This window comes from Tissierella sp. (assembly GCF_032104385.1).
In the GTDB taxonomy this organism is placed as follows: Bacteria; Bacillota; Clostridia; order Tissierellales; family Tissierellaceae; genus Tissierella.
The window spans coordinates 106,194-122,252 of record NZ_DAMCHJ010000010.1; the positions used below are offsets into that span (position 1 = coordinate 106,194).

General features: G+C 30.2%; 16 protein-coding genes and 1 tRNA gene. 4 read left to right on the forward strand and 13 right to left on the reverse strand.

The features are described 5' to 3' along the window. From buk (RT714_RS11110) to proC, 7 genes are all read right to left on the reverse strand, one after another. On the reverse strand, positions 1 to 629 hold a 629-nt coding region (gene buk, locus RT714_RS11110; RefSeq protein ID WP_313757655.1), incomplete at its 3' end, for a butyrate kinase. Positions 630 to 639: 10 nt separating this feature from the next. Further along, positions 640 to 1,542 (reverse strand): phosphate butyryltransferase, encoded by a 903-nt coding sequence (locus tag RT714_RS11115; RefSeq protein WP_313757656.1) that lies wholly within the window; start codon positions 1,540 to 1,542, stop codon positions 640 to 642. Further along, on the reverse strand, positions 1,535 to 2,626 hold the full coding sequence (gene buk, locus RT714_RS11120; RefSeq protein ID WP_313757658.1) for a butyrate kinase: 1,092 nt from the start codon (positions 2,624 to 2,626) through the stop codon (positions 1,535 to 1,537). Before buk (RT714_RS11120) ends, RT714_RS11115 begins: the two co-directional genes overlap by 8 nt. A gap of 10 nt (positions 2,627 to 2,636) precedes the next feature. Next, positions 2,637 to 3,851 carry a CdaR family protein gene (locus RT714_RS11125; protein WP_313757659.1) on the reverse strand — a complete coding sequence of 405 codons (1,215 nt, stop codon included), beginning with the start codon at positions 3,849 to 3,851 and terminating at the stop codon, positions 2,637 to 2,639. Then, complete coding sequence (cdaA, locus tag RT714_RS11130; protein ID WP_313757660.1) at positions 3,832 to 4,671, reverse strand: diadenylate cyclase CdaA; 840 nt, start codon at positions 4,669 to 4,671, stop codon at positions 3,832 to 3,834. The genes RT714_RS11125 and cdaA overlap by 20 nt, the downstream gene beginning before the upstream one ends. 113 nt (positions 4,672 to 4,784) lie before the next feature. Further along, the gene (locus RT714_RS11135) at positions 4,785 to 6,008 is read right to left on the reverse strand and encodes a CapA family protein (RefSeq protein ID WP_313757662.1); all 1,224 of its coding nucleotides are present in this window, start codon (positions 6,006 to 6,008) and stop codon (positions 4,785 to 4,787) included. A 31-nt stretch (positions 6,009 to 6,039) separates the two neighbouring features. Further along, positions 6,040 to 6,846, reverse strand: a complete 807-nt coding sequence (gene proC, locus RT714_RS11140; RefSeq protein ID WP_313757663.1) for a pyrroline-5-carboxylate reductase — start codon at positions 6,844 to 6,846, stop codon at positions 6,040 to 6,042. 147 nt (positions 6,847 to 6,993) lie between these two features. On the opposite strand from proC, the gene RT714_RS11145 reads away from it, so the two are divergent. Both RT714_RS11145 and RT714_RS11150 read left to right on the forward strand, forming a co-directional pair. Further along, positions 6,994 to 7,569, forward strand: a complete 576-nt coding sequence (locus tag RT714_RS11145; protein ID WP_313757664.1) for a hypothetical protein — start codon at positions 6,994 to 6,996, stop codon at positions 7,567 to 7,569. A gap of 18 nt (positions 7,570 to 7,587) precedes the next feature. Next, positions 7,588 to 8,460 carry a S41 family peptidase gene (locus RT714_RS11150; protein WP_313757665.1) on the forward strand — a complete coding sequence of 291 codons (873 nt, stop codon included), beginning with the start codon at positions 7,588 to 7,590 and terminating at the stop codon, positions 8,458 to 8,460. A 44-nt stretch (positions 8,461 to 8,504) separates the two neighbouring features. Here RT714_RS11150 and RT714_RS11155 read toward each other — a convergent pair whose 3' ends face one another. The 4 genes from RT714_RS11155 to RT714_RS11170 form a co-directional block, all read right to left on the reverse strand. Further along, the gene (locus RT714_RS11155; protein ID WP_313757667.1) at positions 8,505 to 8,798 is read right to left on the reverse strand and encodes a hypothetical protein; all 294 of its coding nucleotides are present in this window, start codon (positions 8,796 to 8,798) and stop codon (positions 8,505 to 8,507) included. 76 nt (positions 8,799 to 8,874) lie between these two features. Further along, a complete protein-coding gene (gene dapF / locus RT714_RS11160) occupies positions 8,875 to 9,705 on the reverse strand; it encodes a diaminopimelate epimerase (RefSeq protein ID WP_313757669.1) in 831 nt (276 codons plus the stop codon). 71 nt (positions 9,706 to 9,776) lie between these two features. After that, positions 9,777 to 10,688 carry a ribonuclease Z gene (locus RT714_RS11165; RefSeq protein ID WP_399326716.1) on the reverse strand — a complete coding sequence of 304 codons (912 nt, stop codon included), beginning with the start codon at positions 10,686 to 10,688 and terminating at the stop codon, positions 9,777 to 9,779. A 150-nt stretch (positions 10,689 to 10,838) separates the two neighbouring features. Further along, a complete protein-coding gene (locus RT714_RS11170; RefSeq protein WP_313757672.1) occupies positions 10,839 to 11,606 on the reverse strand; it encodes an IclR family transcriptional regulator in 768 nt (255 codons plus the stop codon). Positions 11,607 to 11,788: 182 nt separating this feature from the next. Here RT714_RS11170 and RT714_RS11175 point away from each other — a divergent pair, with 182 nt between their 5' ends. Together RT714_RS11175 and RT714_RS11180 are read left to right on the forward strand one after the other, a co-directional pair. After that, entirely contained in the window at positions 11,789 to 12,949 is a 1,161-nt protein-coding gene (locus RT714_RS11175; RefSeq protein WP_313757674.1) for a pyridoxal phosphate-dependent aminotransferase, read from the forward strand. Between the two features lie 11 nt (positions 12,950 to 12,960). Further along, positions 12,961 to 13,977: a C-terminal binding protein gene (locus RT714_RS11180; RefSeq protein WP_313757675.1), complete on the forward strand. Its 1,017-nt coding sequence runs from the start codon at positions 12,961 to 12,963 to the stop codon at positions 13,975 to 13,977. Positions 13,978 to 14,057: 80 nt separating this feature from the next. On the opposite strand, the gene RT714_RS11185 is transcribed toward RT714_RS11180, so the two are convergent. Both RT714_RS11185 and RT714_RS11190 read right to left on the reverse strand, forming a co-directional pair. Beyond that, the gene (locus tag RT714_RS11185; protein WP_313757676.1) at positions 14,058 to 15,713 is read right to left on the reverse strand and encodes a Na/Pi cotransporter family protein; all 1,656 of its coding nucleotides are present in this window, start codon (positions 15,711 to 15,713) and stop codon (positions 14,058 to 14,060) included. A 166-nt stretch (positions 15,714 to 15,879) separates the two neighbouring features. Beyond that, a tRNA-Arg gene (locus RT714_RS11190) sits at positions 15,880 to 15,955 on the reverse strand. Positions 15,956 to 16,059 lie beyond the last annotated feature (104 nt).

Sequence of the window (16,059 nt, forward strand, 5' to 3'; positions counted from 1 at the left end):
AAGGGTCCCTCTCCATCTAGGGCATTTGCTACATCTATTACTCTACCCTTCTCATGAGCTCCTACTGAAACTCCACCACCTAAATGAGCAACTATTAGGTTTAACTCTTCATATTTCTTTCCTATTTTGTTAGAATGTCTTCTTGCTACAGCTTTTTGATTTAGCGCATGAAATATGCTTTTTCTTTCTATTTCTTTTAATCCAGATACCCTAGCTACTTCTTCCATTTCATCTACTACAACCGGATCCACTATAAAAGAATTTTTACCTATTTCTTTAGCTATTTCATAAGCTATAATTCCACCTAGGTTTGAGGCATGTTCTCCTAAATATCCAATCTTTAAATCTTCTAACATCTTATCATTTACTTCATAAGTACCACCTTCTATAGGTTTAAGAAGTCCACCTCTACCTACTACTCCATCAAGAGTATCTATTGAAATATTATTTTTTTCCAATGCATTTACTATAATGTTTTTTCTAAATTCATATTGGTCATAAATTTTATCGAAACTAGAAATTTCTTCTACTGAGTGACGAAGAGTTTCTTCAAATATACTTTTTTCATCATCGAAAACTGCTATTTTAGTTGATGTAGAACCTGGATTTATAATTAATAGTCTAGTCATTTTCCTCCTCCTATTTTGACGCCATTAGTACGGCTAAGGCTATTGAATTTAATTTTGACTCTTCATTATCAGCTCTAGATGTAAGTACTATTGGTGATTTTGTTCCTACAATAAGTCCTGCTGATTTTGCATTTGCTAAAAATGATAAACATTTATATAGTACATTACCTGCATCAATATGAGGTACCAATAGTATGTCCGCATCTCCTGCAACTTCACTATTTATTCCCTTTAATTTTGCTGATTCCTTAGATATAGCATTATCTAATGCAAAAGGCCCATCTACTAAACAACCTGTAATCTCTCCACTTCTATTCATATCAGCTAATTCTTTTGCATGAATAGTAGCTTCCATCTTTGGAGATACTTTTTCCTTTGATGCCAAAACTGCTACTTTTGGTCTTTCTATATCTAAAGACTTAGCCAATTCTACAGCATTCTCAATTATTTCCTTCTTCTGATAAATATCTGGTGCTATATTCATAGCTGCATCAGTTACAATAAAAACCTTATGATAAGTTGAAACATCAAATACAGCAACATGAGATATTACCTTGCCTGTCCTAAGTCCAATCTCACTATCTAAAACTTGTTTCATTATTACAGATGTATCTATAAGTCCCTTCATTAAAACATCTGCCTTTCCACTGCTCACCATCTCTGTTGCTATCCTACAAGCCAATGCTCCATCTTTTTCATTGATTATTTCGATACCTGATAAGTCAAACTGGAGCTCCTTAGCAATTTCTAATATTTTTTCTTTATCTCCTACTAATATAGGCTCTGCTATCTTTGACTCTGTAGCATTTTTTATTGCAGATAATACGTCCTTATCCTGTGCTACAGCTACAGATACTTTCTTTGGTCCCCTCTTCTTAGCTAATTCTAATAAATCTTCCAATGACTTAGCCACTTATCTCCACCTCATCTTCATATATTTTTACTTCTTCTTGCCCATTAATTACTCTTTGAGCACCTTTGTTTAATGCCTCCATTTCATCTTCTCCAGGATATACTATAACTTCAGATATAAAGTTTATCATTCCTTTTATTCTGTCTACTAAATAATTAGAATAGGATAATCCCCCAGTTAATATAATATTATCTATTTTTCCATAAAGCACTGATGCATAGCTGCCTATTTCTTTCCCTATTTGGTATGCCATTGCATCATAAATAAGTTCTGCATATTTATCTCCACTATTTATTCTTCCTTCTACTTCTCGTCCATCCATAGTACCTAAATATGAGAAAAGTCCCCCTTCCCCTTGAAGCATGGTTTTCATATCACTTAATGTATACTTTCCTGAATAACATAATTTAACTAAATCTCCAACAGGTAATGTTCCTGCTCTATCTGGAGAAAAAGGTCCCATTTCTTTAGCATTATTTACATCTATAATTCTACCTGATTCAACTGCTGCAATAGATATGCCCCCTCCTAGATGGGCTACAACTAGGTTTAAATCTTCTATTTCTTTATTTAATTCCTTCGCTCTTCTATGGCATACAGCCTTAATATTTAATGCATGAACTAAGGATTTTCTAGGCACTTCCTTAAGTCCAGATATTCTAGCTATTTCATGAAATTCATCTACTGCTACAGGATCTACTATATAAGCTGATATACCTTCTAGATCAGCCAATCCCTTAGCAAGAATACCACCTAAGTTAGAAGCATGTTCCCCTTGTATACCAACTTTTAAATCTTCAATCATTGCGTCAGTTACAGAATAAGTGCCTCCAGGCATAGATCTTAATAATCCTCCTCTTCCAACTACTGCTATTAGTGAATTAGTAGATATATTCTCAGATTCTAGCCAATCTTTGATTAAATTTAATCTATAATCATATTGATCTACAACCCTTTCATACTTCTCTAAATCTTCTTTTTTATGGTCTATCTTAAAGGTTTTTAATACCTTTTCTTCTTCAAATATAGACACTTTTGTAGATGTAGAGCCTGGATTAATTGCTAAAACATGTTTTCTCTCCATACCTTTCCCCCTACCGTTTAATTATTTTAAATTCAATGGATTGCGGTATAATTTCTTTTACTGTAATGCCTGTTGGTGCATTAGAACCTAAATATACTTTATGAGTTCCTTCATCTATCATATTAAAATCCAAGTACAAACCTATGTCTTCTTTAGTTAGAGCTTCAACTATTTTTTTACTTCCCTTTACAGAAACCTGTACAGTTTTAGAATTATCATCAGTATCAATAGCTAAACTATCATCTAAATTTCTAATATCTACTTCATTCAACACATATTCAAATACCCTAGTAGAATTTTCTTCAATATTTAAAGATACTGTTACCTTTTCATTTGGATTTAATAAAGAAACATTTTCTGGAAGTTCTAATTCAACAGGTACATCTGTATTTCCCATTAATTTATTTACATCTATTGGCTTGGTTTGAATAAAAGTTAAATTTGATATACTTTTATCCCCCTTAAGTGTTATCTTGTTTGGATTTATGGTAATTTCAGTAATTTCATAGTTCTCTGGTAACTGCTCTTGTAAATTAAGCTCTATTGGTACGGTTACTGTTCTAAGTATTGGAATAGTAATATCTACTACCTTTGGCTCTTTTTCCACCCCTATAATATCATGTCCTTCATCATCTATTAATTTTATAGGTACAGTAATACTTTCATCCTCTTTTCTACTACTAAGGTCCACCTCTACTATTGCTTCCGAAACCTTATTTACCAAAGTTCTAGGTCCTTTGAGTAGAACTGTTTTAGATTTTGTTGTCATATCTCCTACTACATAATTTGGTCCAAGACTGCCTTTAGTCCTTATACTTAAATTCTTTTCCTTAGTTATTAATTTATCGAATGTAAACAAAGCCTCTCTTGGCTCATGTCCAACTATTTTTATATTGTTTGATTGACTTAAGTTTACATTTATTGGAACCTTTATCTGTCCCTCTTTATATCCGCTTAAATCTACTTGAGCCTTTATGGATTCTTGAGAAAAGTTAGCCATATCAGATTTTTTACCTACAACTTTTACATTTACGGTTACTTCCTCTGGCTCCATAATTATTAATCCTTGTCTATCCAATGCACTTTCGTTATTAAATTTTACTGTGATATTCTTATATTCCTTAGATATATCGGGATTTACTTCACTCATAACATAGCTCCACAAAATAACAGCTATAATAAAAGCAAAGACCTTTAGCGTTAAATCATTCTTCTCCTTGCTCATCTTTTCGCCTCCATTTTGTCATAAATGTTTGGGGTGAATCCTTTGGCTTATACATATCTATTAATATCTGCTTTAATGTCTTAGAATCTAAATGCCTTGCTATAGTTCCATTTTCAGCTATTGAAATGGCTCCTGTTTCCTCAGAAACTATTATAGCTAGACTATCTGATCTTTCTGATATGCCCAATGCTGCTCTATGTCTGGTTCCTAGTTCTTTACTTAAATTCATATTGTCTGTAAGTGGTAAAAAACAAGCTGCTGCCTTAATCATATCTTCTTTTATAATTACTGCACCATCGTGTAAAGGCGTATTGGGAATAAAAATATTAATGAGCAAATTACTAGACACAACGCCATTTATCCTAGTCCCTGTTTCCACAACTTCATTTAAACCTGTTTCCCTCTCAAGAACAATTAATGCACCGATTTTTTGTCTAGATAAAGATGCACAAGCTTCGACTATTTCTTCTACAGTCTTTGATAAGCTTTCCCCTTTTATTTCTAAAAATGATTTAGTGAAAAATCTAGATCTGCCTATATATTCAAGTCCACGTCTAAGTTCTGGTTGAAATACAATTAAAATAGCTATAACTCCCACTGTCATAGTGTTTTTTAATATCCAGTTAATAGTATACAGCTCTAGCAATCCTTCTCCACTTATTTTTTCAAATACAAATATAACAAATATTCCTTTAATAAGCTGCTCTGCTCTGGTTTCTCTAATTAGTTTAAAAACCTTATAAAAAACTGCCGCTACAATAATAATGTCTATAACATCTCTTATTCTAATATTTGAGAATAATCTATTAAAAATTTCCAAGGTTTACCACGCCTTTTATTGTATTTTCACTTCTATTTCTATTATATAATAACTGTTCCATTAATTGAACTGATAAATTAAATATATTAAATTTAATTTAATTCTGAAAAGCCTTAATTTTCAATCATCTTATTCATAGTATCTTCAAAAGACTTTTTAATTCTTGGTTTTAATGAATCCCCTATAGCTATATCTAGTTCCCCTTGAATATAGTCATCTATTGGTAAAATCTCGTAAAATAACTTACCGTTTTCCCTATATCTATAAACCCATGTTGGTATATAATCCCTATTTTTAATTATTGTTTCCCCAGTTGTAAAATCCTTCTCTATATTTAGATTAACCATTATTCCATCTTCAGTATATGGGTTGTCTGTATTTTCTTTTCTCTGATTAGATAAAAAATTTCCCATGGAATAAATAATAAAATTATCTTTCCCATCTTTATTGATTATTTCAGTCCTTTGAATTACGTGAGGATGACTGCCTAATATAATATTTGCACCCCATTCTACCATCTTTCTTCCCAATTCCACTTGATATGTTGAAGGCTCTCTTTGATATTCATTTCCCCAATGAATACATACTACTACTAAATCAACACCTAAAGACTTTGATTTATCTATATCAGCTTTTATTTTTTCTTCATCTATTCTATTTATCATATAGGATAATTCTTCTTTAGTTAAGGCATTATCCAATCCATTTAAACCATAGGTATATGAAAGGAGAGCTATTCTTATGTCTTTTATCTCTTCTATAAGAATATTATCATTAGGTTCTTTATATGTTCCTATATTTTTCATTCCATATTCATTTATATTATCTATAGTCTTAATTATCCCTTTCTTGCCTTGATCTAAACAATGATTATTAGCTGTAGTTAATATATCAAAACCTGTCTCCCTTAAAGCCAAAAGTGTTTCCTTGGGAGTATTAAATCTTGGAAATCCAGAAAAACCAACTTCTGCTCCAGCTGTGACTGTCTCAAAATTTCCCAATGCTAAATCTGCTTCTTCTACATATTTTTTTATATGTCTAAAAGTCTTAGCAAAATCATAGGATTTTGTTTCCCTATTAAAAGCGGCCTTGTATTGAGGAGAATGGAACATTATATCTCCAACTGCCAGAAGGTTTATAGAGGATACTCTAGGTTCCTTAAAGACTTCAATTCTTTCATTATTATTTTCATCTATTTCTTTACCTAATTCATTATACTTATTTGTTATATTCTCATTTTTTTCTGTAATATGGTTAAATATTTCTATTCCTAAAAAAACAAATAACAAAAATGAAAAAGCTAAAAATAATATTTTTATATTATGTCTTTTTCTCATAAATGTCCTCCTTTGTAGTATATTGATTGAATTATTTATTCATTTCCTTTGATTTTTCTCCACATATCCTCATGGCTTCAATTAAGCTTTTTCTAAAACCTAGTTCTTCTAACTTGGCTACTGCTTCTATTGTTGTTCCCTTAGGTGAGCATACATTATCTTTTAATTCTCCTGGATGAAGCTTAGTATCTAAAACCATCTTTGCTGCGCCTAGTACTGCTTGAGCCGCCATCCTATATGCTTGTTTTCTTGGTATGCCTTGCAAGACTCCTCCATCACCCATCGCCTCTATCATCATATATACATATGCAGGTGAAGAACCACATAAGGCGGTGAATCCATCCATAAGTTCTTCTTCTAAAATTTCAGTTCTACTAAAACTATCAAATATAGATATTATTTCATCTTTTGTTTTTTCACATATTTTTTCATCAAAGGATAATGCTGTTACTCCTTCTCTTACCATTGCTGGAGTATTAGGCATAGCTTTCACCACTAATATATCTTTACCTAAATGTTTTTTCATATAATTTATGCTAATCCCTGCAGCTATTGTAATAACTATACATTCTTGATTTATTTCCTCCCTTATCTCTTTTAATATCAAATCATACATATGGGGCTTTACTGCTAATATTAAATAATCTGCTTCCCTAGCAACTTTTTTATTATCTAAAGTAGTATTAACTTTATAATTCTTTTTCACATCTTCCAAAGTTTCATTTGTTTTTGCTGATACTATTATTTTTTCCGGAGCAATTAATTCAGATTCTATTAATCCATTAAGCATTGCCTTTGCCATATTTCCACATCCTATAAATCCAATTATCCTATCCACTTTTTAATCCTCCCATCAATTTAACAAGCCTTGTGATAGATTACAATATCATTGACAAATCCATACATTTGTAAATATAATAACATATATACATTTCTATTTAAACAGATACTAAATATAAGTTTTCTCTCTAATTGAGGTGATGCTATGAATAAGTTTAAGTCTTTATCCATATTTCTAATAGTATTAACCCTTGTAATAATAATCTTTATAATTAAATATATTATACCAAATAATAAGTATCTATCTGAAATCAAGTCTGAGGTTAACAATTTCCTTTATAAATATGATAGTTTTGATGATGAATTACCTGTAATAATGAATAAAGATGAGAATTCTCCCTGCGAAAATTTCTCTTCAATTAGTAAAGATGAAGCTACTCAAGATGTAGAATATTTATTTAGTTTATTAAAATTTGGGTACTCAGGGTATGAATTTTTCGGAGGAGATAGTACTTTTATTCCTGCTAAGGAAAATATTATATGGTCTGTAATTGCCTCAGATGGAGCCGATATTTGTATTAATAAATTTTTAGACATTATATACTCAGAACTTAAATTTATACAAGATTCACATTTTAATATAGGTAATTATAAATTATGTAATTATACTAAATATTTTAGCAGTAAAAAATTTATATTTCATAAAGATAATACTGGATTTTATACCAAGATATATGGTAAACCTTTTTATCTTGAAAAAGTTAATAATGAAAGCCCTTGAGATTATATTAAAAAGTCCTTGGACAAGGACGGTAATATAGTTTATAAATTGGGAGTTCTATCTACCACAAAGGATGTTTCAGTATCCCTTAATCTAATATTAAAATCTGATGGATATGTAAAAGAAGAAAATCTCAGTCTATTTGAATATATTCCATATATATATAATAATAATATCAATAGCTATAAATATTATGAAATAGATAATATTCCTATATTACAAGTAAATTCTTTATGTCGAATTAATTCAAAAGACAAGAGCCTTGAAAAATTTATTGAAAATAGTAAAAAGTTAAGAGGAAAAGACAATATAATAATAGATTTGCGAAATAATACTGGCGGAAGTATGATTAATATAGATAAATGGTATGAAGGATTTACTGGAACAAGACTTAAAAAAGATATAATCGAAGTTGGCCTATATACAAATACTAGTATTAGCTTATCAAAAGATAAATTTAAATCAAAACAAAATGAACCTGATGATATAAAAGATAAATGTCTTGAAAAGATATCTAGTTATGAAGATAAAAAATATTATCCTGGCTGGAGTCCAATTGAATACGAAGATTTTAAACATACAGAGAATAAAACTAATATATTTATACTTGTAGATAAGAATACATCTTCTGCAGCAGAGTTTTTAGCATACTACCTAAGAAAATTAAATAATGTTACTTTAATCGGAACTAATACAAATGGTTGTATGCTGACAGGAAATTGTAATTCTAATTATCTTCCAAATTCTCATATACCAATAAATATATCTCATAAAATATATATGAACAAAGATTTTACTAATATTGATGGCTTGGGATTATTCCCTGATTTATGGGTGAAACCAGAACAAGCCTTAGATAGAATAGTTAAGTATATAAATAAAAACATATAAAAAAGATACCTTAAATTATTTAAAATAACTTAAGGTATCTTTTCTCATTTTTTAGATTTCTGTGCCATTGGATCCGATATAGCTTCATACCCTCCCATACTTGCTACTGTTATCATCATTGCATTGATAATAGATAATACAATACCTTGAATTCCATTAGTGTCTCTGGCAAAAATAAGGGTTAGTATCAAAGATACAAAAAATGCATATAGCCTTACCATCGAATCTCCAAATGTATTTTTTACTATAGGTTTAGTAAATTGTACAATTACCGTAACAGCAGTCGTCAACCCTACAAAGGTCTTTAATCCATCCGCACTCATAAGTTCATTAAACAATCGTCCCCCTCCCTAATAATAATCTTTATATAATTTTATGATTATATTAGAGAGGTTATTCTCATTAATCTTTAATTTAATAAATTTCTCCCCTAGCTATATGAGTTGCACTACCTGACATGAAAATTTTATAATCATCTTTCAATTCTACTACTAAATTGCCTCCCTCTGTATTTACATAAACCTTTCGATTTAGTTTGTGCAGCAGATTACCTATGACTACTGAAGCACAAGAACCAGTACCACATCCTAAGGTTCTGCCAGCCCCTCTTTCCCAAGTATAAACATTAATATTATCACAATCTATAATTTCAACAAAATTAACATTAGTCTTCCTTGGAAATAGGGGATGTATCTCTATCTTTTTCCCCAAATCATTTATATTGATTTCCTTTATATCCTTCACAAAAATAACAACATGAGGAACTCCTACTTTTAATGCAGAAAATTTATAACTTTTTTCTTCTATAAATATGGTTTCTTCTATGATATTTTCTTTCTCTATTCCTACGGGAATTTCCATTCCATGAAATGTAGGCTTTCCCATATTTACTTTAATCATATTTGATTTTCCTAATTCATCAACTTCCGTAGTTATGTATTTTATACCAGCTAAAGTTTCTATAGAAATATCTCTATTTTTTACAATTCCATAATCATAAATATACTTAGCAAAGGCTCTAATTCCATTACCACACATTTCTCCCTGAGAGCCATCTGAATTATAGTAAAGCATTTTTATATCTGCAATATTACTGTTATCACATACCATCATGCCATCTGCACCAATACTAAAATGTCTATTACAAACTTTCAAAGCTAGTTCATTATAATCTTCGATATGTTCTTTTAAACTATTAAATAAAATAAAATCATTTCCTGCCGCCACATATTTATCAAACTTCATGTACATCACTCCATTTGTATAAAATAAATATATATAATGATATTATAGTTTTTATACTGTATCCATATTGATTATGTGAAGTTTAATTCTTTTGCAAATCCATCATATCCTATAATTGTATTTGAAAATATGTTCATAGCATTTAGTTTATATAACTGAGGTTCATCCATGGCTGGACTAAAATGAGTAAGTAAAAGTTCCTCTACGTTTCCTTTATAGGCTAGCTCTGCAGCCTCACTAAATATCATATGTTTGTTTTTTATTGCTTTATCTAAATCTTCATTATCTCCATAGGTTCCTTCACATACAAATAGATTGCTTTCATTTATAAAATTTAATATTTTATCGATTGGTCTTGTATCTGTTATATAACTTAATTTTATTCCTTTTCGTTCTTCTCCAAGTACCATATATGGAGTATATGTCTTATTATCATGTATTATAACTTCTCCATTTTGAAGTCTTTTCCATATCTTTTTAGGTACTTGGTATAATTCTGCCTTTTCTGGATAAAACTTAGGTTTCCTTCTTATGTAAAAATTATATCCTAGGCATGGTGAAGAATGTTCAAGCTCCAAAGCAGAAAGAATAATATCACTATTGCTATGTTTTTCAGTATCATCTTTTATTGACATTCCATTATCTAATATTTGAATACTTAAAGAATTTTTAGGATTTTCTATTATATTTATAGTATAAGGTAGATAGGATATTGATGATATAAGTCCATTTACTATGTCCCCAATCCCCTCAGGCCCTATTATAGTAATAGGCTCAGTTCTACTGCTGTTTCCAATAGTTGAAAGAAGTCCTGGCAAACCAAAAATATGGTCTCCATGGACATGAGTTATACATATTATATCAATCTGTTTAAATCCTGTTTTCAAGCTTCTCATAGATACTTGAGTCCCCTCTCCACAATCTATAAGAATCTTTCTCCCTTTATAACTTATAATCATGGAGGACAAAAATCTATTAGGCATAGGCATCCCTCCACCAGTCCCTAATAAAACTATACTAAACAATAAAATCTCTCCTTTGGTAATTAAAGTAATATTAACTCTAATTAGTGTGCCCCATAATAAAGTTACCTATAATACCATAGGTGACTAATTTATTTAGTTGTACTAATTTTAATATAGAGCTTTCCAGGACTTTTCAATCTCTATGACAGTTTTAAGTAATTTATCTCTTAAATAATCAAACCCTTTATAGCTCAATCTCGAAGTTGGCCCTGAAATACTAATTGTAGCTACTATGCTCTCTTCACAATTCTTTATAGGAGCCGCAATACATGTAAGCCCATATTCGTACTCTTCCCTATCGTATGAAACTCCTTCATTTTTTATATTCTCTTTTAACTCTAAAAATTTCTCTAACTCAATTATTGAATTTATAGTTCTTGATTGTGGTTTATCACTATTGAAATATTTTCTCAGCTCTTCATTTGAATACTGGGAAAGATATAATTTTCCCATGGCAGAACAATTTAATGGACTGATGGGTATAAGCTTAGAAACTAGATAGAAATCTTCTCCCTTTGCATTATATATAGTCATAACTAAATCTTCATATAGGATGCCTAAATTTACACCTTCTCCAACTTCCTTTGCCAATGAATCAATATAGGGAGTAGCAATTTTTGAAATATCTATATCTGATTTTACTCTTGAACCATATTTGATAAAGGACTTACCTAGGAAATATCTATCAGAATTACTCTTTTCTACAAATCCCCATTTACTCAATGTAAATAATATCCTATAAACAGTTGCTTTCGGAATCTTTAATTCTTGAGATATTTGAGAAATACCTACTTCTTCAATAGAATTATACATGAAATTTATTACCTCAAAAGCTCTATCTATCATTGGAATTATATAATTATTTCCATTTTCCATAAAATTCTCCTTTACTAAAAATGTTATCAATAAATTATACCATAGGAAAAAATACTTTACATTAATATGTAGAGAAATAAAATAAATTTATAAAATATATTGAACTTTCTTATGACTTAATATATAATCAACTCAATCTTGAAACGCCGTTTCATAACATAAACATTAAAGGAGTGATTGACTTGAAAAGTCCTTATATCTCAAAAAGATATTGGAATTCCATATCTACTCCCATGGGAGAAAGTACAAATTTATTAGGAAAATATCCAGACCTAATTAATTTTAGTCTTGGAGATCCGGACCTAAATACGGATGAAAGGATTATAAAAAAAGCTTTTGAAGATGCATTAAATGGTCATACCCATTATACCGACTTCTATGGTGTAGTAGAACTTAGAGAATCTATTTGCAATTTTTACTATGAAGAATATAATTACAGATTAGTAAAAGAGCAATGTATGATAACTACATCTGGTTGTCATGCAATGTGGTTAGCATTAGAAGCCATTTTAGATGATGGTGATGAAGTTATAATACCTTCCCCATATTTTACTCCCTATCCACAGCAAGTAAAATTGGCAAGAGGTATCCCAGTATTTTTAGAAACCTTCGAAGAAGAAGATTTCCAACTTAATATGGATAGATTAGAAAGTCTAATAACCAATAGGACTAAAGCTATAATAATAAACACACCAAATAATCCAACGGGTACCTGTTTAACTATAAAAACTTTAGAAAATATAGCATCCATTGCTAAGAAATATGATTTATTAGTAATAGCAGATGATATCTACACTATATTTAGCTATGAAGAGCCTTTTATACCTATTACAAGCCTAGAAGGCATGAGAGAGAGAACTATTACTATTGGCTCCTTTTCTAAGGACTATGCAATGACAGGATGGAGAATTGGATATATGCTGGCTGAGCCGTATATTATAAATATAATCAAAGATATAAACGAAAATAATGTTTTCACTGCTCCTTCAATCTCTCAACAAGCAGCAATCTATGCCATAAAGCTTAGAAAAGAAATTCAACCACCAATGATTAAAGAATTTAAAGCTAGAACTTTTACGGCATACGAAAGATTAGAGCAACTTAAAAACGTTTCAATACTACCACCAAAAGGTACCTTCTATTTATTTCCAAATATAAAGGCTACAGGACTTACTTCTCAAGAAGTAGCCAATAGAATACTTGAAGAAGCTCATGTAATGGTTCTTCCTGGTACTTCCTTTGGTGATAATGGAGAGGGATATATAAGGATAGCAGCAACTGTTGGTAAAGACAAGATAAATGAAGCTTTTGACAAAATAGCTAAAATGGAAATTTTTAAATAGGAGGAATTTAAATGAATGTGAAGAAAAAAGTAGCTTTATGTGGTGTTCCAGGTATGAATAAGGAAGATATAGAAAAAATGGAGAAATATATCAAGGAAGAATATAAAAATGTAGAGTTCCTATTCTTAACTGAAGATGTTTTAGAAAAGGAAGAATTAATTGAACGATGCCAAGATGTAGAAGTTTTAGTTTCCTGGGATCAAGAAATGGATGATGAGATTTATGAAAAACTAAATCTACGGGCATATTGTGCCGCTAGCACAGGATTTAACGCTGCAAACATAGAAGCAGCTACTAGGAATAAAGTAATAGTTACTAATGTAGTAGATTATTGTGTAGATGAAGTTGCTACCCATGCAATTATGTTAATGTTAGGATGCAACAAAAGAATTTATTCCATGGTTCCTTATGTTAAGAATGGAAATTGGGATCTATCTGTTTTAGGAAAAATCCAGAGATTTGAAAATAGTACCGTAGGATTACTAGGATTTGGTAGCATCCCTAAAGCTGTAGCTAAAAAATTAAGTGGTTTCCACCTTAATATCATATCATATGATCCTTTTGTCAATGAAGAGGATATGAAAACATTAAATGTAACTAAAGTTGATTTAGATACTTTATTTAAAGAATCAGACTATTTATCATTACATACTCCTCTATTAGAGAGTACAAAGAATATTATTAATAAAGAAGTATTTAAAATCATGAAATCAACAGCTTTTTTAATCAATACTGCAAGAGGAGGTTTAGTAAATCATGAAGATCTTTACGAAGCTCTTACAAATAATTATATTCAAGGTGCAGGTTTAGATGTATTAGAAAATGAACCGCCTAAAGAAATTGACAAAAAAATTATATCTTTATCTAATACTATTGTCACTGCTCATTCTGCTTATTTATCAGAAGAAGCATCAAATTCACAAATAAGGATTACAGCTGAAGCAGTAGGGAAGATATTAAACTCAAGTATCCCTAATAATGTTAAAAACCCTCAAATATTGAATGATATTGATTGGCTAATTAAATAGTTTTTAGCTATCTAATTAGTCAATATTAATAAAACTTCCATAATAGTGATTTATTACGGGAGTTTTATTTTGTAAAGTTTTTAATTGTATTTTCTCTTATCGCCGAATAATTCATCTTTAGTATACATAGCTATCTTATATATATGATCTGCAATTCTTTCAAGATGACCTACTATATCTATAAAGAGTACTCCTGAGTCCACATTGCAAGTCCCTTCATTAAGCCTTTTTATATGGTTTTCTTGGAAGGTTTCACTCATTTCATCTACTTTATCTTCTAATTCAACAATTATTTTTATAATATCATTATCTCTCTTTTTAAGAACAATCATAGTATTATCAAACAATTCAATAATGGATCTTTCTAATTCTTTTAATTCACTTATGGCAACATCTGTAAAGAAAAGATTTCCGTCTATTTTCTTATTAAACAAAGAGGATATTTCAATGACCCTATCTCCTGACCTTTCAATATTATTTATACTGCTTATCATGGCAGGCACCATAATGGACTGGCTTTCTGTCAATTCCCTTCTTGAAACTTCTACTATATATCTTGTTAAATCCTTCTGCATTTGATTTATTTCTGCTTCATTATCTGCGATCTCAGCCATCTTCTTTTTATCATCTGTATATATCATATTCATTACATCTGATACCATATATTTTAATATTTCTGTACCTCTAATAATTTCAGATCTTGAAGCTTCTAGAGCTGCCACTGGTGTATCTATCAAAAGCTTATCTAATATTACCTTTTCCTTAATTCCATTTCCTTTTGACCTTATTATTTTATATAGAAATTCTACATAATATTTTGTTAAAGGTAAAAATATTAATGCGTTTATGGAATTAAATAATGTATGTGAATTTGCAATGTATGCAGATATATCCGCATCTGTTTTATGAAAATGGTTTGTTAGAAATATAATAATTTTTATAAATACTGGCATTAGTATCAAAGCTAGCAAAACTCCAAAAACATTGTAAAGAGTATGAGCCCATGCCGTCCTTCTAGCATTTATATTTCCTGTCATACTTGCAAGTTGAGCTGTAAAACAAGTTCCTATATTATCTCCTAAAATAATATATATAGAAGATTGCAAGTCCAAAAGTCCTGCTTGACTGAGAACCATTACTAATCCAATTGTAGCTGCACTACTATGTACCATTGCAGTCACACACATACCTAAAAATATTGCTATTGCTGGAATAGATGCATAATTAGTAAAAAAGTATCTTAGAGATTCACTTTGTTGCATATATGGAACTCCTTCATTTAGGATTTTAAGACCTAAAAACATCATTCCAAATCCCATCATTGCTTGACCTATATTTTTAAGTTTCTTATTTTTTGTAATACTATTGATGCCGAAGCCTATTCCTAAAACTGGTAATGCTATATCTGTTAATTTAAATTTAAAGCTAAATGCCATAAGTTGAGCCGTTATTGTAGTTCCAATATTAGCACCATAAATAATACCTATTGCCTGTGAGAGTTTCATAAGACCAGAGTTAACAAATCCAACTGTCAACACTGTAACAGCAGTGCTGCTTTGAACTATTGCTGTAACAAAAATACCTACTAAAAAAGCACTCCATACTTTTCCAGTTAGTACTGTAAGTATCTTTTTCATGGTTTCTCCAGAGGCCTTTTCAAGACCATCACCCATCATATCTACACCATACATTAACAAAGCTGTTCCACCAATAAGCCCAAATATTAGCTCCTCCATTAGTCACCCTCCAATTGATAATTAACAAATATTCTTATATTAAGATATATTACAATAAGTCCATAATAATTCTACCAGTAAAATTTTATAAATACAATATTAATTATTTATATTTATGAGTATAAAAAAACAAGTTTTACAATCAATAATTGTAAAACTTGTTTTTTGGTACACCAGAGAGGACTCGAACCCCCAACACCTTGATCCGAAGTCAAGTGCTCTATCCATTGAGCTACTGGTGCTTATTAATATTATGTATAAAAAAAATTGGCTTATGCCAATTTTTTATGTATGGTGCGGGAAAGAGGACTTGAACCCCCACGTCAATGACACTAGATCCTAAGTC

Coding starts and splice junctions, on each gene's coding strand:
- RT714_RS11180 (WP_313757675.1), top strand. CDS start 12,961: ATGAATGTGAAGAAAAAAGTAGCTTTATGTGGTGTTCCAGGTATGAAT.
- RT714_RS11185 (WP_313757676.1), bottom strand. CDS start 15,713: ATGGAGGAGCTAATATTTGGGCTTATTGGTGGAACAGCTTTGTTAATG.
- RT714_RS11135 (WP_313757662.1), bottom strand. CDS start 6,008: ATGAGAAAAAGACATAATATAAAAATATTATTTTTAGCTTTTTCATTT.
- RT714_RS11125 (WP_313757659.1), bottom strand. CDS start 3,851: ATGAGCAAGGAGAAGAATGATTTAACGCTAAAGGTCTTTGCTTTTATT.
- RT714_RS11145 (WP_313757664.1), top strand. CDS start 6,994: ATGAATAAGTTTAAGTCTTTATCCATATTTCTAATAGTATTAACCCTT.
- RT714_RS11165 (WP_399326716.1), bottom strand. CDS start 10,688: ATGCCTAATAGATTTTTGTCCTCCATGATTATAAGTTATAAAGGGAGA.
- buk (WP_313757658.1), bottom strand. CDS start 2,626: ATGGAGAGAAAACATGTTTTAGCAATTAATCCAGGCTCTACATCTACA.
- RT714_RS11170 (WP_313757672.1), bottom strand. CDS start 11,606: ATGGAAAATGGAAATAATTATATAATTCCAATGATAGATAGAGCTTTT.
- dapF (WP_313757669.1), bottom strand. CDS start 9,705: ATGAAGTTTGATAAATATGTGGCGGCAGGAAATGATTTTATTTTATTT.